This window comes from Streptomyces sp. MBT65, assembly GCF_016612545.1.
Classification (GTDB): domain Bacteria; phylum Actinomycetota; class Actinomycetes; order Streptomycetales; family Streptomycetaceae; genus Streptomyces.
On the sequence record NZ_JAENRY010000280.1, the window covers coordinates 1 to 18,126 of the forward strand.

Genomic DNA, 18,126 nt, shown 5'->3' on the forward strand with positions numbered 1-18,126 from the left:
CGTCCGTACGACCCCGCCGGCCGCGTGCCCCCACCCGCGCCCTCCTCGCCCTCGCCGCGATGGCCGCCACCGTCGCGCTGACCGCCGGTGCCACCGACGCCCTCGATCACGACACGGACCAGGCGGTCGCCTCCTGCCGGGGCGGCGCTTGCCAGGGGGTGCTCCCGCCTCCGAGACCTGTGCACGGGAAGCCCGTCTGCGCCGACCCGGGCCGCTGACCCGGAACACGCCACCACCCGAACCGGCCACCCCGGAACACTCCGTTTCCGTCGCCTGCCGTGGGAACACGGGACGTGTCCGCGATGCTGTCCCCACAGGAGGTGATCGGCGATGGCCGACGGTCAGGCAGAGGGCGCGTTCCGTATCGAGCACGATTCGATGGGGGAGGTGCGGGTTCCGGTCGACGCGAAGTGGCGGGCGCAGACCCAGCGGGCGGTGGAGAACTTCCCGATCTCGGGGCAGCGCATCGAACGGGCCCACATCCAGGCGCTGGCCCGTATCAAGGGCGCCGCCGCCAAGGTGAACGCCGAACTGGGCGTGCTGGACAAGGACATCGCGGAGGCGATCCAGGAGGCGGCCCGTGAGGTCGCCGACGGGGCGTGGGACGAGCACTTCCCGATCGACGTGTTCCAGACCGGGTCCGGTACCTCGTCCAACATGAACACCAACGAGGTCATCGCGACCCTCGCGACCGAGCGGCTCGGGCGTGAGGTGCATCCGAACGACCACGTCAACGCCTCGCAGTCGTCCAACGACGTCTTCCCGTCCAGCATTCACATCGCCGCCACCGGGGCCGTGATCCATGATCTGATCCCGGCCCTTGAGCATCTCGCGGGCGCGCTGTCGCGCAAGTCCGTCGAGTTCGCCGATGTGGTGAAGTCGGGGCGGACGCACCTGATGGATGCCACACCGGTGACGCTGGGGCAGGAGTTCGGCGGGTACGCGGCCCAAGTGCGGTACGGCGTCGAGCGGTTGCAGGCCTCGCTGCCGCGGCTGGCCGAACTGCCGCTCGGCGGGACCGCGGTCGGCACCGGGATCAACACCCCGCCCGGTTTCTCCGCCGCCGTGATCGCGGAGGTCGCCCTCGTCACCGGGCTGCCGCTCACCGAGGCACGGGACCACTTCGAGGCGCAGGGTGCCCGGGACGGGATCGTCGAGACCAGCGGGCAGTTGCGGACCATCGCCGTAGGACTGACGAAGGTCGCGAACGATCTGCGGTGGATGGCGTCCGGGCCGCGCACCGGGCTGTCCGAGATCTCGCTGCCGGATCTTCAGCCGGGGTCCTCGATCATGCCCGGCAAGGTCAATCCGGTGATCCCGGAGGCCGTGCTGATGGTGGCCGCGCAGGTCGTGGGCAATGACGCGACCGTCGCCACCGCCGGCGCCGCGGGCAACTTCGAGCTCAACGTGATGCTGCCGGTGATCGCCAAGAACGTGCTCGAATCCATTCGGCTGCTCGCCAACGTCTCGCGGCTGCTCGCCGACCGGACCGTGGACGGGATCGTCGCTCACCGGGAGCGCGCACGTGAGTACGCCGAGTCGTCGCCGTCCGTCGTCACCCCGCTGAACAAGTACATCGGGTACGAGGAGGCCGCCAAGGTGGCCAAGAAAGCACTGGCGGAACGGAAGACGATCCGCCAAGTGGTGCTGGAGAACGGCTATGTGGAGCGCGGTGACCTGACCGTCGCGCAGCTCGACGAAGCCCTCGATGTCCTGCGGATGACGCGTCCGTAACCAATTGTCGCCATGGCGAGAACCGTGACGCGCGCCGCAGCGTCGTATGCCCGGGGCACCTAATATCTCTTCATGACAGACGGTGGAGCGGTACGAGCGGTGGAAGCGGGTACGTCTACGGCCTTCTGGGCGCCCGGGGATCAGATCCTGTGGCGTTATCGGGAGAACGCGGGCGACCGTTTCCACATCGCGCGCCCCGTCACGGTCGTCCGCGACGACGAGGAGCTGCTCGCCGTCTGGATGGCGCCCGGCACCGAGTGTGTGAAGCCGGTGCTCGCGGACGGTACACCGGTGCACGTGGAGCCGCTGGAGACCCGGTACACCAAGCCGCGCGCGGTCCAGCGCGACCACTGGTTCGGGACCGGGGTGCTGAAGCTGGCGCGGCCCGGTGAGCCCTGGTCGGTGTGGCTTTTCTGGGAACCCGGATGGCAGTTCAAGAACTGGTACGTGAACCTTGAGGAACCGCAGCTCCGTTGGGACGGCGGAGTGGACTCGGTGGATCACTTCCTGGACATCTCCGTTCACCCGGACCGCAGTTGGCGCTGGCTCGACGAGGACGAGTTCGCGCAGGCCCAGCGGGACGGGCTGATGGATCCCCAACTCGCCGAGCGGGTACGGAAAGCGGGCTGGTCGGCGGTCGAGACGATCCGCGCGTGGGGGGCTCCGTTCGCGGACGGCTGGCAGCACTGGCGCCCGGATCCGTCCTGGGCTGTACCTTCACTTCCGGAGGACTGGGACCGCACCCCCGCGCACATGTCCACATGAGACCCTTGATGCGCCCCCGGTGCGCAACCGTAGGATCGTCCTCCGCAAGGGCACCGCACAACTCCCGGGGCATGGACCGGGACTGACCAGACGTCACCGAGGGGCGGCAGGACGTGAGCGAGGGGTATCAGGGCAACAGCGGTTCGGGCCGCCGGTCCACCGGTGGCACAGCAACAGCCTCTGACCACGCGGGAATCCCGTTCCTGGGGCACGTATTCCGGGTATCGGCATTTCAGCGGGACGAACCGCACGTATCGCGTGCGGTCCCGGACGGACGGATTCGACACGCGTGACGGAGCACCCCACCTCCTTCGAGCGCCCCGGCGGCGCCGACCCCGCAGACCCCCGCGGGGCGCTCCTGCACACCTCGACGCCGTCCAGGCCGTCCGGTGGAGCCGGTTTACCGGCACAGGCACGCACCGGCGAGCCGCCTCCGGCGCCGGGTACGAGCACGTCCCGCGCCAAGGGGAAGGACCCGACAGGTAGCCCTGTGAAGCCCGAGCCCGATACCGCCGCAGCCGGCTCCGAGCACTCCCAGCCCTCGGCGGCCGAACCCGACACCCATCGCCCGCGCCCCGCGCCCGACGGCATCCCGGCCCAGCCGGGCGGCGGCGAGGTCTCCGACGCCGCCAAGGAGCGCCGTACGGGTCAGGGGCTGCCTCCGGGCGGTCCCATGCCGATGCGGCGGGACGGGGACCGGCTGCGCTTCGTGGGCGCCGCGACCCGGCGGATCGCCCGCGGCATCGACCTCGACGAGATCGTCATGGGGCTGTGCCGGGCGACCGTGCCGACGTTCTCGGACGCGATCCTGGTCTATCTGCGCGACCCGCTGCCCGTGGGCGACGAACGGCCCACGGGTCCCGTCGTGCTGCGCCTGCGCCGCACCGACCGGATCCCGGAGGAGCGGGACACGGAGAACGGCTTCATGCCCGCGATACAGCCGGAGCAGCCCTCCGAACTGTCCGCGGTCACCGCCGAGTTGTGCGAGGTACGCCCCGGCGGCGCGCTGAACGAGGTGCTGCGGGGCGTACGTCCCGTCTTCGCCGACTCCCCGGCCGCCCGCGCCGCGCTGCCCGAACTTCTCGGCGAGGGCGGCGAGTTGATCGTCCCCGCGGGCCAGCGCGCGATCCTCGCGCCGCTGCGCGGCCGGCGCCGGGTGATCGGCGCCGCGCTCTTCCTGCGCCGCCCCGAACGCATGGCCTTCGAGGCCGACGACCTCCTGGTCGCCGCCCAACTCGCCACGCACAGCGCCCTGGGAATCGACAAGGCGGTCCTCTACGGCCGTGAGGCGTACATCGCCGACGAGCTCCAGCGCACCATGCTCCCGGAGACCCTGCCCCGCCCCACCGGCGTCCGGCTGGCGTCCCGGTACCTGCCCGCCGCCGAGACGGCCCGGGTCGGCGGCGACTGGTACGACGCGATCCCGCTGCCCGGCAGCCGGGTCGCTCTCGTCGTGGGTGACGTCATGGGCCACTCCATGACCTCGGCCGCGATCATGGGTCAACTCCGCACCACCGCGCAGACGTTGGCGGGGCTGGACCTGCCCCCGCAGGAGGTCCTGCACCACCTCGACGAACAGGCCCAGCGCCTCGGCACCGACCGGATGGCGACCTGCCTCTACGCGGTCTACGACCCGGTCTCGCACCGCATCACGATCGCCAACGCCGGTCATCCGCCGCCGGTGCTGCTGCACCTGGGCGGCCGGGCCGAGGTTCTACGGGTGCCGCCCGGCGCCCCGATCGGGGTCGGCGGGGTCGACTTCGAGGCCGTAGAACTGGACGCGCCTGCGGGAGCCACCCTTCTGCTGTACACGGACGGGCTGGTCGAGTCGCGGCTGCGGGACGTGTGGACCGGGATAGAGCAGCTGCGCGAGAAGCTCGCCGCGGTCGCGCAGCTCACCGGACCCGATCACCCGCCGCCCCTCGAGGCCCTGTGCGACGAGGTGCTCGACATGCTCGGCCCGGGCGACCGGGACGACGACATCGCGCTGCTCGCCGCCCGCTTCGACGGGATCGCGCCCAGCGATGTGGCGTACTGGTTCCTCGATCCGGAGGACTCGGCGCCCGGCCAGGCCCGTCGGCTGGCCCGGCGCGCGCTGGCCCGCTGGGGCATGGAGGACATGAGCGACTCGGTGGAGCTGCTGGTCAGCGAGGTCGTCACGAACGCCGTGCGGTACGCCTCGCGGCCGGTCACTCTGCGTTTGCTGCGCACCGACGTGCTGCGCTGCGAGGTCGGCGACGACGTGCCCCAGCTGCCCCGGCTGCGGCAGGCGCGGGCCACGGACGAGGGCGGACGCGGGCTGTATCTGGTCAACAGACTGGCCCGTCGGTGGGGAGCCACGCGGCTGAGCACCGGAAAGGTGGTCTGGTTCGAACTGAACCGGAATTAGACCTCGTCCAAAAGTTGCCGAGGTCCCGGCGTGGGAGTTGACTGCTGGGGTACGCGAAGCGAAAGCGACCTACTTTCTTCCGAACAGGAGGACGCTCGTGACGCAGGCACCCCAGCACACTCCGTACACCACGAACAACGTCGGCATTCCGGTGGAGAGCGACGAACACTCGCTCACCGTCGGACCCGACGGCCCGATCCTGCTCCAGGACCACTACCTCATCGAGAAGATGGCCCAGTTCAACCGGGAACGGGTCCCCGAGCGGGTGGTGCACGCCAAGGGCAGCGGAGCGTACGGCTTCTTCGAAGTCACCAACGACGTCAGCCAGTTCACCCGGGCCGACCTCTTCCAGCCCGGCAAACGCACCGAGATGCTGGCCCGGTTCTCCACCGTGGCCGGTGAGCAGGGCTCGCCCGACACCTGGCGCGACCCGCGCGGCTTCGCCCTCAAGTTCTATACGGAACACGGCAATTACGACATGGTGGGCAACAACACCCCGGTCTTCTTCGTCCGGGACACCATCAAGTTCCAGGACTTCATCCGCTCGCAGAAGCGGCATCCGGCGACCGGGCTGCGCAGCAACGACATGCAGTGGGACTTCTGGACCCTCTCCCCCGAGTCGGCACACCAGGTGACCTGGCTGATGGGCGACCGGGGCATCCCGAAGACGTACCGCCACATGAACGGCTACAGCTCCCACACCTATATGTGGATCAACGGCGCCGGTGAGCGGTTCTGGGTGAAGTACCACTTCAAGACCGACCAGGGCGTCGAGTACCTCACGCAGGCGGAGGCCGACGAACTGGCCGGGTCCGACGGCGACAAGCACCGCCGTGACCTGCACGAGTCGATCGAGTCCGGGAACGCGCCGAGGTGGAGCCTGAAGGTCCAGATCATGCCGTTCGAGGACGCGGCGGACTACCGCTTCAACCCCTTCGACCTGACGAAGGTCTGGCCGCACGGGGACTACCCGCTGATCGACGTCGGCCGCATGACCCTGAACCGCAACCCGGACGACTACTTCGTCCACATCGAGCAGGCCGCCTTCGAGCCCTCGAACCTGGTCCCGGGCATCGGCCCCTCGCCGGACAAGATGCTGCTGGGCCGGCTGTTCTCCTACCCGGACACCCACCGGTACCGGATCGGCCCCAACTACGCCCAGCTGCCGCCCAATCGACCGCACTCGCAGGTCAACTCGTACGCCAAGGACGGCCCGATGCGCTACGAGGCGTCCACCGCGGCACGGCCGTACGCCCCGAACTCCTACGGCGGACCCGCTGCCGACTACGGGCAGTTCGGCGACCCGGCGAGCTGGCAGACGGCCGGTGAACTCGTGCGCGAGGCAACGAAGTCGCACGCCGAGGACGACGACTGGGGGCAGGCGGGCACGATGGTCCGCGAGGTCCTGGACGAAGCGGCCCGCGACCGGCTCGTCTCGAACATCACCGGCCACCTGAAGGCCGACGTCTCCCGCTCCGTCCTCGACCGTGCCCTCCAGTACTGGCACAACGTCGACAAGGAACTCGGCGACCGGATCGCCGCGAACTTCGCCTAGCGGTACGCGAGTTCACCCAGCGGTACACGAGAGGGCGCCCGGCGACGTGCCGGGCGCCCTCTCTCCGTGTGACCCGCCTACTGGCCGAGCTGGTCGAACGGCTGGTCCGTGTCACCGTCGCTCGGTGTCGCCGGCGGACTGGTCGTCGGCGACACCGAGCGACGCCGTCCGCGACGCCGACTGGGTCGGGGTCGCCGTCGGTGTGAAGTCCGGCTCGACGGCCGCGCCCTGGTCGGTCTCCAGGTCGAACTTGGTGTTCGCCTTGGTCACTCCGAACATGTACGTCGCCCAGATCTGCGCGGGGTAGCCACCACCGTTGATACGGCCGCCGCCCGCGGTGATCAGGCCGGTCGCGCCGGTCAGCGTGACCTGCTGGCTCGCCTGCTTGGTCCCGGGCGCTCCCTCGCCGAACAGGCCCACCGAAGTGACCAGGTCGGGCGTGTAGCCGGTGAACCAGGCCGACTTGTTGTTGTCGGACGTACCCGTCTTGCCCGCGACCTGCTGCCCGTCGCGCTTGCTGTTCTCGGCCACGGACACCTTCGCCGTACCGTCGTCGACCACGCCGGTGAGCACCGAGGACACCGTGTCGGCGGCCTCGCGCGGGATGACCTGGGCGCCGATCGGGTTCGGCATGGTGACCGTGCGGGTGTTGTGCGCGACCGACTTGATGAGCGCCGGGGTGACCTTCCTGCCGTGGTTGTCGAAGGTGGCGTAGACACCGGCCATCTCCATCGGGCTCGCGCCCATGGTGCCGAGGGTCTGCGCGGGCACCGCCTTCAAGTCCTTCTTGTCCATGCCCAGTTGCTCGGCGGTCTTCATCACCTTGTCCATGCCGACGTCGACGCCGAGCTGAGCGAAGACGGAGTTGATGGACTTGTTCATCGCCGTCTGGACGGTGACCTTGCCGTAGTTCTGGTCGTCCTCGTTCTCCGGCGCGAACGCGATGTCGCTGCCCACCACCGGGCGCTTGCTGGTGCCGTCGTAGAGCGTGTCCGTCGTGATCGTCTTTCCGGACTGCGTCTTGGCCTCGTCGGCCAGGGCCGCGGCGAGGATCACCGGCTTGAAGGTGGAGGCGGGCTGGTAGTCGGAGCGGGTGGCGTTGTTCGTGAAGTGCTTCAGATAGTCCACGCCGCCGTACATCGCCACGACCGCACCCGTCTTGGGGTTCACGGACACCGCGCCGGGCTGGACGTTGCCGTCGACCTTGCGCTTCTTGGCGTCGAGCTTGCTGGTCAGCTGGGACTTGACCGACTTCTCCAGCTGGGCCTGCTTCTTCCTGTCGATGTTGAGCGTGATCGTCCAGCCGCCCGCGCTGACCAGCGTCTCGGCGTCCTTGGCATTGGCGGCCTGACCACTGGAGATCAGCTGCTGCTCCAGCGCCGCGTTGGCCTCGGTCACCAGGTAGCCGGTCTGGCCGGCCATGCCGGGCTCGGCCTTGGGCGCCTTGGGGATCGGGAACTTCATGGCCTCGCGCTCGGTGGAGCTCAGCCAGTCCTGCCCGACCATGTTGTCCAGGACGTAGTTCCAGCGCGCCTGCACCAGCTTCCGGCCGGTGTCGGTCGCGGCCTGCCAGTCGTACTGGCTCGGCGCCTGGAGGAGCGCGGCGAGATAGGCGCCCTGCGGGACGGTGAGGTCCTTGGCGTCGACCTGGTAGTAGGCCTGTGCGGCGGCCTGGATGCCGTAGGCGCCACGGCCGTAGTAACTGGTGTTGATGTACCCGGCGAGGATGTAGTCCTTGGACTTCTCGCGGTCCAGCTTCAGCGAGATGACCATTTCCTTCAGCTTGCGCGTGACGGTCTGGTCCTGCGTCAGGTAGTAGTTCTTGACGTACTGCTGGGTGATCGTCGAACCGCCCTGCGCGCCCTTGCCGGACAGCGTGTTGAGCAGGCCGCGGGCGGTGCCCTTGAGGTCGACGCCGGCGTCGGTGTAGAAGGTCTTGTTCTCGGCGGCGACGAAGGTCTCCTGGACGGGCTTGGGGACCTGCGAGAGATCGACGTTCTCGCGGTTCACGTCGCCCTTGCGGGTCAGGACCTTGCCGTCGCTGTACTTGTAGACGTTGCTCTGCAGCTTCGCGTCCGCGTTGCCCACGGGGATGCTGATCATCATGTAGAGCACGATGAACGCGCCGATGCCGAGGAGACAGAAACCCAGGAACGTGCCGAGGATCTTCTTCCAGGTGAAGAGCCTGCGTATGAAGCTCTTGCCGTCCTTGGCACCTTTGGTGTCCTTGGCGCCGGTGGCGCCGGTGGTGTCCGCCCTCGACGAGCGGCGGGTCTTGGGCGCCGCGCGGCGACCACCGCGTTGGCGCGCTCGTCGCTCTTCCGCTCGTCCCATGAGTCCGTCTGCTCCGCTTCCTTCTCGGTTGTCGCTGCGAGTCAGCTCAGAAAGCTAACACCGCCAGTTGTGACAAACGTCTGCCGATCCTGTCTTTTACGGACGTGAGAATCAGCACCCGTCCCTATGGAACCGACGTACGAGAGGGGTTGAGGGTTGTCGTGAAGGGGTAATCTGATATCAGATTGCTAGAACCGCGATATGGGGGAATCACCATGACCACCGAAGTACCCGCAGACGTGCCCGACATGCCCGCCCCGCACGTGCGCGAGTTCACCGCGCACAGCATCGGCGGCGGACTCGCGCTCGTCCTCGGTCTGGTGGGGCTGTTCGGCTCCGCCGGACTGCTCGCCGCCGCCACCGCGGTCGACGCGCCCGGCGGCAAGGCCGCGCTGATCGTCGGCGGCATCCTCGTCTTCCTCAGCGCGATCATCGCGATGCGCGGGCTGAACACCGTGGCGCCTGGCGAGGCGCGGGTCGTGCAGCTCTTCGGGCGGTACCGGGGGACGATCCGGCAGGACGGGCTGCGCTGGGTGAACCCCTTCACCTCGCGCACGAGGATCTCGACCCGCGTCCGCAACCACGAGACCCCGGTCCTCAAGGTCAACGACGCCTACGGCAACCCGATCGAACTGGCCGCGGTCGTGGTGTGGAAGGTCCGCGACACCGCGCAGGCCACCTTCGAGGTGGACGACTACACCGAGTTCGTCGCCACCCAGACCGAGACGGCCGTACGGCACATCGCCATCGAGTATCCCTACGACGCCCACGACGAGGGCGGGCTCTCGCTGCGCGGGAACGCCGAGGAGATCACCGAGAAGCTCGCCGCCGAGCTGAGCGCCCGGGTCGCGGCGGCCGGCGTGCAGATCATCGAGTCCCGCTTCACCCATCTCGCGTACGCACCGGAGATCGCCTCGGCGATGCTCCAGCGGCAGCAGGCCGGTGCGGTCGTCGCGGCCCGGCGGCAGATCGTGGACGGGGCGGTCGGGATGGTCGAGGCGGCGCTGGCCCGGATCACCGAGCAGGACATCGTGGAGCTGGACAACGAACGGAAGGCGGCGATGGTGTCGAACCTGCTGGTGGTGCTGTGCGGGGACCGGGCACCGCAGCCGGTGCTGAACACCGGGACCCTGTACCAGTGACAGATCCTTCCGGGGATACGCCCCCGCAGCCACGGCCGCAGCAGCGCAAGCAGGTGCTGCTGCGGCTGGACCCGTCCGTGTACGAGGCGATCGCGCGGTGGGCCGGGGATGACCTGCGGTCCGCGAACGCGCAGATCGAGTTCCTGCTGCGGCGCGCTCTCGCGGAGGCGGGACGTCTCCCTGGTGAGGCCGGGCCCCTGCCGCGTCGTGGTCGGCCACCTGGGGGCTCCGCCCCCAGACCCCCGTCGGCCTGAAAGGCCTCGTCCTCACACGCCGGACGGGCTGATGGTGCGGGCCTGCGTATAGACGGACCGGCTGATGGTGCGGGCCCGCATACAGACGGACGGGCTGGTGGTGCGCGCCCCGACAAGAGATCCCCGCCGTGTAGCAGAACCGTGACAACCCGCCCCCACCTGCACATCCACACCCCCCGCCATGATCTACACACCGTGCGTATACACCCCGGGTATACCCCGTGTGTAGAGTGCTCCGCATGTCCATCGGTCACACCCTTCTGGGGCTCCTGGAGTCCGGTCCGCGTCATGGTTACGACCTGAAGCGGGCCTTCGACGAGAAGTTCGGTCACGACCGGCCGCTGCACTACGGCCAGGTCTACTCGACGATGTCCCGACTGCTGAAGAACGGTCTCGTCGAGGTCGACGGCATCGAGGCCGGCGGCGGTCCCGAGCGCAAGCGGTACGCGATCACCGACGCGGGGATCACCGACGTACAGCTGTGGCTCGCGACGCCGGAGAAGCCCGAGCCGTATCTGCAGTCGGCGCTCTACACCAAGGTCGTCCTCGCGCTGCTCACCCATCGCGACGCGGCCGAGATCCTCGATGTGCAGCGCTCCGAGCATCTGCGCAGCATGCGCATCCTGACCGACCGCAAGCGCAAGGGCGATCTCGCGGACCAACTCATCTGCGATCACGCCCTCTTCCATCTGGAGGCCGACCTGCGGTGGCTGGAGCTCACCGCCGCGCGCCTCGACAAACTCGCCGAGGTGGTGGCCAAGTGACGACACATCCCGCCGGTTCCCTGCTCGCGGCTCACGAGCTGCGCAAGGCCTACGGGCCGACGACCGCGCTCGACGGCGCGGAGTTCTCCATCCATCCCGGTGAGGTCGTCGCCGTGATGGGACCCTCCGGGTCGGGGAAGTCGACGCTGCTGCACTGTCTCGCCGGGATCGTGCCGCCCGACTCGGGCTCGATCACGTACAACGGGCAGGAGATGGCGACCATGAGCGACGCCCAGCGCAGTGCGCTGCGCCGCTCGGAGTTCGGGTTCGTGTTCCAGTTCGGCCAGTTGGTGCCCGAGCTGACCTGCGTCGAGAACGTCGCGCTGCCGCTGCGGCTGAACGGCACCTCCCGCAAGGAGGCCGAGCGGGCCTCGCTGCAGTGGATGCAGCGGCTGGAGGTCGACGACCTGGCCACGAAGCGGCCCGGTGAGGTCTCCGGCGGTCAGGGGCAGCGCGTCGCCGTGGCCCGCTCGCTGGTCACCAGCCCGCGCGTGCTGTTCGCCGACGAGCCGACCGGCGCCCTCGACTCGCTCAACGGCGAGCGGGTGATGGAGCTGCTGACCGAGGCGGCCCGGTCCACGAACGCGGCCGTCGTGCTGGTCACGCACGAGGCGCGGGTGGCCGCCTACTCGGACCGCGAGATCGTCGTACGGGACGGGAAGTCCCGGGACATGGAGCGGATCGTATGAACGTGCGTCAGTGGGCAAGAGACCTGGCCATGGGGATGCGGTTCGCCTTCGGCGGCGGGCGTGAGGGCTGGGTGCGGGCCGGGCTGACGGCTGTCGGCGTCGGGCTCGGGGTGGCGCTGCTGCTGCTCACCACGGCACTGCCGAACGCGCTGTCGCAGCGGAGCGACCGCGGCAACGCCCGGCAGGACTTCACCTACAGCGGGAAGCAGCTGGCGAAGGCGGACAACACCCTCGTCATCGCCGACTCGGACACCACGTTCCGCGACAAGGACGTGCGCGGCCGGATGGTGGAGCCCGAGGGCACCGAGGCACCGCTGCCGCCGGGGGTCGCGAAGTTCCCCGCGCCGGGCGAGATGGTCGTCTCCCCCGCGCTGGAGAAGCTCCTGAAGTCCGACTCCGGGAAGCTGCTGCGCGAGCGGCTGCCCTACCGGGTCACCGGCACCATCACGCAGGCAGGGCTCATCGGGCCCGCCGAACTCGCCTACTACGCGGGCGGAAAGGATCTCAAGCAGCTCCAGTCCGGCAGCAATATCGAACGCATCAACTACTTCGGGCCCTCCCCCAACACCCAGCCGGACGAGCTCGACCCGATCCTGCTGCTGCTGATCCTGATCGTGTTCGTCGTCCTGCTGCTGCCGGTCGCCGTGTTCATCGCCGCGGCCGTGCGCTTCGGCGGCGAACGCCGGGACCGCCGGCTGGCGGCACTGCGGCTGGTCGGGGCGGACGGGCGGATGGCGCGCCGGATCGCGGGCGGCGAGGCGCTCGCGGGGGCGCTCCTCGGGCTCGTCTTCGGCACCGGGTTCTTCCTCATCGGGCGGCAGCTGGCGTCCCTGCTGGAGGTGCGGGACATCAGCCTGTACCCGAGCGACCTCAACCCGTCGCCCGCACTCGCGCTGCTGGTCGCCGTCGCCGTACCGGCCGCGGCCGTGCTGGTGACACTGCTCGCGCTGCGCGGGGTCGTCATCGAACCGCTCGGCGTGGTCCGCAAGGCGAAGCCGCCGCGGCGCCGCCTGTGGTGGCGGCTGCTGATGCCGCTGGCCGGCCTCGCGATGCTCTACCCGATGATCGGGCAGGGCAACACCAACGGGAACTTCAACCAGTACCTGGTGACCGGCGGCACGGTCCTGCTGCTCGTCGGCATCACCGCCCTGCTGCCCTGGGTCGTCGAGGCCACCGTGGCCCGGCTGAACTCCGGCTCGGTGTCCTGGCAACTCGCCGTCCGCAGGCTCCAGTTGAGCAGTGGTACGGCGGCCCGCATGGTCAACGGCATCGCGGTCGCGGTGGCCGGGGCGATCGCGCTGCAGATGCTGTTCGCCGGAGTCGAGGGCGACTACACCAAGGAGACCGGCAACGACGTGAACCGGGCCCAGATGGAGGTCTCCGTGGGCAGCGGCGTTCCGCTCGCCGAGGTCGGGCGGCGGCTGGCGCGGACCGAGGGCGTGCGCCGTACGTCGGCCATCTCGCAGGCCTCGGTCGGCGAGCGGGCGAAGAACCCGAACAACGAGCTGGAGGTCTCCGTCGGCAGCTGCGCCGAACTGCGCGAGGTCGGGAGCCTGCCGTCCTGCCGGGACGGTGACATCTTCCGGATCGTCCGCGGCAGCTACGACGCCGAGACGAAGAAGCTGGCCACGGCCGGCAACACGGTGTACTTCGACCCGGCGTGGGACGGGTCGTCGAGCACCTCGACGCCGACGCCGTGGAAGGTGCCCGCGGGTCTGAAGACGGCACAGCCGCGCGAGGACCCGACCGGTTATGCCCGCGGCGGTCTGTTGATCACGTCGGGCGCGCTGCCCGCGAACGCGGCGCACGTCCTGGACCAGCACGTGTTCGTCTCGCTTGACCCGTCGGTGGCGGACGCGAGCGACCAGGTGCGCAACACCGCCGCGCGGATGAACCCGCTGGCGGACGTGTTCATGCTGACGTCCACCCGGCAGTCGCTGCAGTTCAAGTCGATCCGCACCGGGCTGTTCGTCGGCGCCGGCTGTGTGCTCCTCCTCATCGGGGCGAGCCTGCTGGTGTCGCAGCTGGAGCAGTTGCGGGAGCGCAAGAAGCTGCTGTCGGCGCTGGTCGCCTTCGGCACCCGGCGGCGCACGCTGAGCCTGTCGGTGCTGTGGCAGACGGCGATCCCGATCGGCCTCGGCCTGGTGCTGGCCACGGCGGTGGGGATGACCCTGGGCGCGGTGCTGCTGAAGATGACCGACACCTCGGTGCGCATCGACTGGTCGAGCGTGCTGGCGATGTCCGGCATCGGCGCGGGGGTCGTGCTCGGGGTGACCGTGCTGAGCCTGCCGCCGCTGCTGCGGATGATGCGGCCGGACGGGCTGCGCACGGAGTAGTCCGCCCGCAGCCGTCCGCTCACCGGCAGGTCAGAGGCCGTACTCCCGCACCACGCGGCGGACTTGGGCGAACAGCATGCCCACGTTCACCGACTTGCGGCAGACGACCACGGCGACGACGTCCTGTTGCTCGGTCATCCGCACGAACAGATGGGTGAGGTTCTCGCTGTTGACGAGGATCTCCTGGAAGTAGTGGTGGTCGCTGGTGATCCCGCGACGTTCCTTGAAGACGTCCTCGATCATCGCGACCGTCCGGCCCTGGAACAGGTCGAGGGTCGCACCCGCCAGCAGGTCGAGGACCTCTGGCGGGTGGTTGTCGATGGTCTCGTACGACAGCAGCATGCCGGTGGACATGTCGACCACACCCGAGGCCACACAGTCGGGGGCATCGGTGCGGAGGGTTTTGACCAGGCCCATCACCTGGTCGGAGAATCCTGGGGTCATACGTTTCGTCGCCATCCCTTCACACTCCTTCTGATGCCTTCTCAGTGAGGATCGACTCGATGCGGTCGAGCGTCGGCCGGGCCGCGAGATGCAGCCGGTCGACGTCCATCCCCTCGTCGCCGAGCACCACCATCAGCGCGGTGTCGCCCACGGCGTAGGTTGCGGCGCAGCCGTGACTGCCGTACGTCACCGTCTGGCGCAGCGTGCCGCGATCGGTGGCCTCGGCGGTGCGCCGGGCCAGGCCCAGGCCGGCCGCGGCCAGCGCGGCGAGGGCTTCCGGGTCGATCGTGTCGGCGGTGTCGGCCGCGATGAGCAGTCCGTCGGCCGCCGTGAGCGCGGTGTCGGTGACACCGGCCACCTTCTCCCGCAGTTCGCGCATTTCCAGTGCCAGGGCTTTGTGATCCACTTACTCAACTCCCCTAAAACTGATCGCATTTGTTCACTAGGGTCATTTCGAGGTTCCGTTCCGCATACGGAAGAACCCTTTCCAGCCCGCCCCGCTCTTTTCGGGGACGAGAGTCTCGGTGATACCGCTGGCACCCGGATTCCGACGGGGCAGGGCGGTGGGTGCGGTGAACTGCGCGGGCGCGGGCGCGGGCGCCGGTTCACGACGCGCTACGGCGAGCCCGCCGGGCGGCACCCGCACCGGGATCGGCACGGGTGTGTCCGCGCACTCCAGCAGTCCCTCGGCGAGCATCCGCGCGACCTCGGCGGTGACGGTGTAGACCGCGCGCCCGGTACGGAACGCGAGATCGCGGGCGGTACGGCGGCCGTCGGCATGGGCGAGCAACTCCCGTTGCAGCAGCCCGAGTCCGGCCTCGTCGAGGGCGTACGCCGGGGGCCGCGGACGTTCCCGGTCGGGGCGCACGGGATACGGCAGCGCGGTGATCGCGGCGAACTTCCGGGCTGCGTCCTGGAGCAGCCGGACCGAGGGCTCGCCGAGCGTGACGGGGGCGAACGGCCGCTCGTCCGGGGCGAGTTCGCAGTCGTCGACGTCTCCGGCGACCACCGCGAAGGCCGCGTCGTGCAGGGCCAGCACACACACGATCCGCAACTGGGCGGCGCCCGCGTACCCGTGGGCGATCAGCCCGTCCAGCGGCCAGCGCGAGCCGCCCGACTCCCGTACCAGATCGGCCCATTGCTCACCGCCGATCCGCCCGGAACGCAGCAGCAGCGCCTCCGGTCCCGGAGCGCCCGGGCTCTCCACGGCGACGACGAGTCCGCCGCGCAGATGGAAGATGCCGCCGGGGCTGCCCGACACCCGCAGTCCCCCGGTGAACTCCTCGCGCCCACAGGCCGCGAGAGAGTGCGCGAGCAGGTCGTGACCGGCCCGGCCGAGGGAATCCCGAATGCCCGCCATCACTCCCCTAGGCTTTTCGTACACGCACCTGACGTGTAGCGCTGAGGGGTGAAGGTGTATCAGTCCGCGCGCATATTCCGGCGGGGTTCTTCCTACCTGCCTGCGGGTGACGGAAGTTGAGAATTCCCGCCGTTCGATTTCCTTTGTCCGACGCTCATTTGACCGAACGGGGGCGGGTCAGTCGCCGGCCTTGCCCGTCAGTTGCCGGTCCCCAACACCCGTACCGGCAGCGGTCGCAGAGCCTCGCGGAGGGCGGCGGCCAGTTCCTGGTACTCGGCGCGACGGGCCGCGCCGGTGCGCATCGCGAGGGCGATCCGGCGGGTCGGGGCGGGCTCGGTGAAGTAGCCGGTGAGGAGCAGCTCGCTGCGGGTCGTCTCGACGCGTACGGCGGTGCGCGGCAGCAGGGTGACCCCGAGCCCGCCGGCGACGAGCTGCACGAGCGTGGAGAGCCCGGCCGCGGTCGTGGTGACGGGGGCGTCCGCCCGCCCCGCCTCCCGGCAGATGTCGAGGGCCTGGTCGCGCAGACAGTGCCCCTCGTCCAGGAGCAGCAGGTTCAGCTCGCGCAGCGCCTCGCGCGGGATGCCGCTGCGCCCGCCGAGGGGATGGCCGAGCGGGGTGACGAGCACGAAGTCCTCGTCGAACAGCGGGAGTTCGACCACTCCGGGCACCCCGAGCGGCACGGCGAGCAGCAGCAGGTCGAGCCGTCCGGTGGTCAGCCCGTCGAGCAGGTTCGCGGTCTGCTCCTCGTGCACCTGGAGGTCGAGGTCCGGGTACCGGTCGTGCACCAGCCGCAGCACGGTCGGCAGCAGATACGGCGCGACGGTCGGGATGACCCCGAGCCGCAGCGCCCCGGTGAACGGGGCCCGCACGGCCTCCGCCTCCGCCATCAGCGCCCCGACCTCCTCCAGCACCGCCTTCGCCCGTACGGCGAGCCGCTCGCCGGCGGGCGAGAGGAGCACCTTGCGGGTGGTGCGCTCCAGGAGGGTGACGCCGAGGGTCTCCTCCAGCGCGGCGACGGCTCCGGACAGGGCGGGCTGGCTCATGCCGATCGCGGCGGCGGCGTCCCGGAAGTGCAGATGCTCGGCGACCGCGGAGAAGGCGCGCAACTGGGCCAGGCTGGGCTGGCGCCTCTTACTCGTATTACTAACGGTCACTGATAACCGCCTCCGATCAACACGACCCAGTGTAGCTATTTCCACAATCAATGCACGTTGTGCCAGGATCGGAGCCGACCAACCCACGCGAAACACCCATTCCGCTGGGGTGTTTTCCGCTGCAAGGAGAGCCAGTGCTCACTGTCGGTGACAAGTTCCCGTCGTTCGATCTGACCGCCTGTGTCTCGTTGGAGAAGGGCAAGGAGTTCGAGCAGATCACCCACAAGACCTATGAGGGTTGGCTGGTGGTCTTCGCGTGGCCCAAGGACTTCACCTTCGTGTGCCCGACCGAGATCGCCGCCTTCGGCAGGCTGAACGACGAGTTCGCCGACCGTGACGCCCAGGTGCTCGGCTTCTCCGGCGACTCCGAGTTCGTCCACCACGCCTGGCGCAAGGACCACGACGACCTGCGCGACCTGCCGTTCCCGATGCTGGCCGACTCCAGGCACGAGCTGATGCGGGACCTCGGCATCGAGGGCGAGGACGGCTTCGCCAAGCGCGCGGTGTTCATCGTGGACCAGAACAACGAGATCCAGTTCTCCATGGTGACCGCGGGCTCGGTCGGCCGTAACCCCAAGGAGGTCCTGCGGGTCCTCGACGCGCTCCAGACGGACGAGCTCTGCCCGTGCAACTGGACCAAGGGCGACGCGACGCTGGACGCGGGCGCGCTGCTCGCCGGGAAGTGACCTGAGATGTCACTGGACGCCCTGAAGTCCGCCATACCGGACTACGCCAAGGACCTGAGGCTCAACCTGGGTTCGGTCATCGGCAACTCCGAGCTGCCGGCGCAGCAGTTGTGGGGCACGGTTCTCGCCACGGCGATCGCGTCCCGATCGCCGCTCGTACTGCGGGAGTTGGCGCCGGAGGCGAAGGCTCGGCTGTCGGCCGAGGCGTACACCGCGGCCAGGTCCGCCGCCGCGATCATGGCGATGAACAACGTCTTCTACCGGACGCGGCATCTGCTGTCCGACCATGAGTACGGCAACCTGCGGGCCGGGTTGCGGATGAACGTCATCGGCAACCCCGGGGTCGACAAGGTCGACTTCGAGTTGTGGTCGTTCGCCGTGTCCGCGATCAATGGGTGCGGGATGTGTCTTGACTCCCACGAGCAGGTGTTGCGCAAGGCGGGGGTCGAACGGGACGTGATCCAGGAGGCGTTCAAGATCGCGGCGGTGGTGGAGGCGGTGGGGGTGACGTTGGAGGGGG

The 18,126-nt window shown here is 69.4% G+C and carries 16 protein-coding genes and 1 pseudogene; 12 read left to right on the top strand and 5 right to left on the bottom strand.

All coding sequences use genetic code 11. The annotated features are described in order from the left end of the window. From JHN63_RS40450 to JHN63_RS40470, 5 genes are all read left to right on the top strand, one after another. On the top strand, positions 1 to 218 hold a 218-nt coding region (locus JHN63_RS40450), incomplete at its 5' end, for a hypothetical protein (protein WP_200690105.1). Positions 219 to 330: 112 nt separating this feature from the next. Then, positions 331 to 1,734, top strand: coding sequence for an aspartate ammonia-lyase (locus tag JHN63_RS40455; RefSeq protein ID WP_200690106.1), 1,404 nt, complete (start codon positions 331 to 333; stop codon positions 1,732 to 1,734). 72 nt (positions 1,735 to 1,806) lie between these two features. After that, complete coding sequence (locus JHN63_RS40460; RefSeq protein WP_200690107.1) at positions 1,807 to 2,499, top strand: DUF402 domain-containing protein; 693 nt, start codon at positions 1,807 to 1,809, stop codon at positions 2,497 to 2,499. Positions 2,500 to 2,788: 289 nt separating this feature from the next. Further along, positions 2,789 to 4,888 (top strand): SpoIIE family protein phosphatase, encoded by a 2,100-nt coding sequence (locus JHN63_RS40465; RefSeq protein WP_200690108.1) that lies wholly within the window; start codon positions 2,789 to 2,791, stop codon positions 4,886 to 4,888. Between the two features lie 97 nt (positions 4,889 to 4,985). Next, positions 4,986 to 6,443 carry a catalase gene (locus tag JHN63_RS40470; RefSeq protein WP_200690109.1) on the top strand — a complete coding sequence of 486 codons (1,458 nt, stop codon included), beginning with the start codon at positions 4,986 to 4,988 and terminating at the stop codon, positions 6,441 to 6,443. Positions 6,444 to 6,520: 77 nt separating this feature from the next. Here the strand turns inward: JHN63_RS40470 and JHN63_RS40475 are convergent. Then, positions 6,521 to 8,777 (bottom strand): annotated as a pseudogene (locus tag JHN63_RS40475) (transglycosylase domain-containing protein). A 215-nt stretch (positions 8,778 to 8,992) separates the two neighbouring features. Here JHN63_RS40475 and JHN63_RS40480 point away from each other — a divergent pair. The 5 genes from JHN63_RS40480 (at position 8,993) to JHN63_RS40500 (ending at position 13,962) form a co-directional block, all read left to right on the top strand. Further along, entirely contained in the window at positions 8,993 to 9,919 is a 927-nt protein-coding gene (locus JHN63_RS40480) for an SPFH domain-containing protein (protein WP_200690111.1), read from the top strand. Beyond that, positions 9,916 to 10,173 carry a hypothetical protein gene (locus JHN63_RS40485; RefSeq protein ID WP_200690112.1) on the top strand — a complete coding sequence of 86 codons (258 nt, stop codon included), beginning with the start codon at positions 9,916 to 9,918 and terminating at the stop codon, positions 10,171 to 10,173. Before JHN63_RS40480 ends, JHN63_RS40485 begins: the two co-directional genes overlap by 4 nt. Before the next feature lie 239 nt (positions 10,174 to 10,412). Continuing rightward, the gene (locus tag JHN63_RS40490) at positions 10,413 to 10,937 is read left to right on the top strand and encodes a PadR family transcriptional regulator (protein ID WP_200690113.1); all 525 of its coding nucleotides are present in this window, start codon (positions 10,413 to 10,415) and stop codon (positions 10,935 to 10,937) included. Further along, the gene (locus JHN63_RS40495) at positions 10,934 to 11,626 is read left to right on the top strand and encodes an ABC transporter ATP-binding protein (protein ID WP_200690114.1); all 693 of its coding nucleotides are present in this window, start codon (positions 10,934 to 10,936) and stop codon (positions 11,624 to 11,626) included. The genes JHN63_RS40490 and JHN63_RS40495 overlap by 4 nt, the downstream gene beginning before the upstream one ends. Continuing rightward, positions 11,623 to 13,962, top strand: coding sequence for an ABC transporter permease (locus JHN63_RS40500; protein ID WP_200690115.1), 2,340 nt, complete (start codon positions 11,623 to 11,625; stop codon positions 13,960 to 13,962). The genes JHN63_RS40495 and JHN63_RS40500 overlap by 4 nt, the downstream gene beginning before the upstream one ends. Before the next feature lie 30 nt (positions 13,963 to 13,992). On the opposite strand, the gene JHN63_RS40505 is transcribed toward JHN63_RS40500, so the two are convergent. From JHN63_RS40505 to JHN63_RS40520, 4 genes are all read right to left on the bottom strand, one after another. Beyond that, positions 13,993 to 14,421 carry a hypothetical protein gene (locus JHN63_RS40505; protein ID WP_026150674.1) on the bottom strand — a complete coding sequence of 143 codons (429 nt, stop codon included), beginning with the start codon at positions 14,419 to 14,421 and terminating at the stop codon, positions 13,993 to 13,995. Between the two features lie 4 nt (positions 14,422 to 14,425). Beyond that, positions 14,426 to 14,785, bottom strand: coding sequence for a roadblock/LC7 domain-containing protein (locus JHN63_RS40510; RefSeq protein WP_200690120.1), 360 nt, complete (start codon positions 14,783 to 14,785; stop codon positions 14,426 to 14,428). Between the two features lie 69 nt (positions 14,786 to 14,854). Continuing rightward, the gene (locus JHN63_RS40515) at positions 14,855 to 15,766 is read right to left on the bottom strand and encodes a MarR family transcriptional regulator (protein ID WP_200690116.1); all 912 of its coding nucleotides are present in this window, start codon (positions 15,764 to 15,766) and stop codon (positions 14,855 to 14,857) included. A 197-nt stretch (positions 15,767 to 15,963) separates the two neighbouring features. Further along, complete coding sequence (locus JHN63_RS40520; RefSeq protein WP_200690117.1) at positions 15,964 to 16,920, bottom strand: LysR substrate-binding domain-containing protein; 957 nt, start codon at positions 16,918 to 16,920, stop codon at positions 15,964 to 15,966. 134 nt (positions 16,921 to 17,054) lie between these two features. Between JHN63_RS40520 and JHN63_RS40525 the strand changes: the two genes are divergently transcribed. Then, a complete protein-coding gene (locus JHN63_RS40525; RefSeq protein ID WP_200690118.1) occupies positions 17,055 to 17,606 on the top strand; it encodes a peroxiredoxin in 552 nt (183 codons plus the stop codon). A gap of 6 nt (positions 17,607 to 17,612) precedes the next feature. Beyond that, the coding region (locus JHN63_RS40530; protein ID WP_200690119.1) for an alkyl hydroperoxide reductase at positions 17,613 to 18,126 on the top strand (514 nt) is incomplete at its 3' end.

What these genes read in the sequence shown, in the direction of transcription:
- JHN63_RS40455 (WP_200690106.1), top strand. Translation starts at nt 331, where the DNA reads ATGGCCGACGGTCAGGCAGAGGGCGCGTTCCGTATCGAGCACGATTCG.
- JHN63_RS40460 (WP_200690107.1), top strand. Translation starts at nt 1,807, where the DNA reads ATGACAGACGGTGGAGCGGTACGAGCGGTGGAAGCGGGTACGTCTACG.
- JHN63_RS40480 (WP_200690111.1), top strand. Translation starts at nt 8,993, where the DNA reads ATGACCACCGAAGTACCCGCAGACGTGCCCGACATGCCCGCCCCGCAC.
- JHN63_RS40490 (WP_200690113.1), top strand. Translation starts at nt 10,413, where the DNA reads ATGTCCATCGGTCACACCCTTCTGGGGCTCCTGGAGTCCGGTCCGCGT.
- JHN63_RS40500 (WP_200690115.1), top strand. Translation starts at nt 11,623, where the DNA reads ATGAACGTGCGTCAGTGGGCAAGAGACCTGGCCATGGGGATGCGGTTC.
- JHN63_RS40505 (WP_026150674.1), bottom strand. Translation starts at nt 14,421, where the DNA reads ATGGCGACGAAACGTATGACCCCAGGATTCTCCGACCAGGTGATGGGC.
- JHN63_RS40510 (WP_200690120.1), bottom strand. Translation starts at nt 14,785, where the DNA reads ATGCGCGAACTGCGGGAGAAGGTGGCCGGTGTCACCGACACCGCGCTC.
- JHN63_RS40515 (WP_200690116.1), bottom strand. Translation starts at nt 15,766, where the DNA reads ATGGCGGGCATTCGGGATTCCCTCGGCCGGGCCGGTCACGACCTGCTC.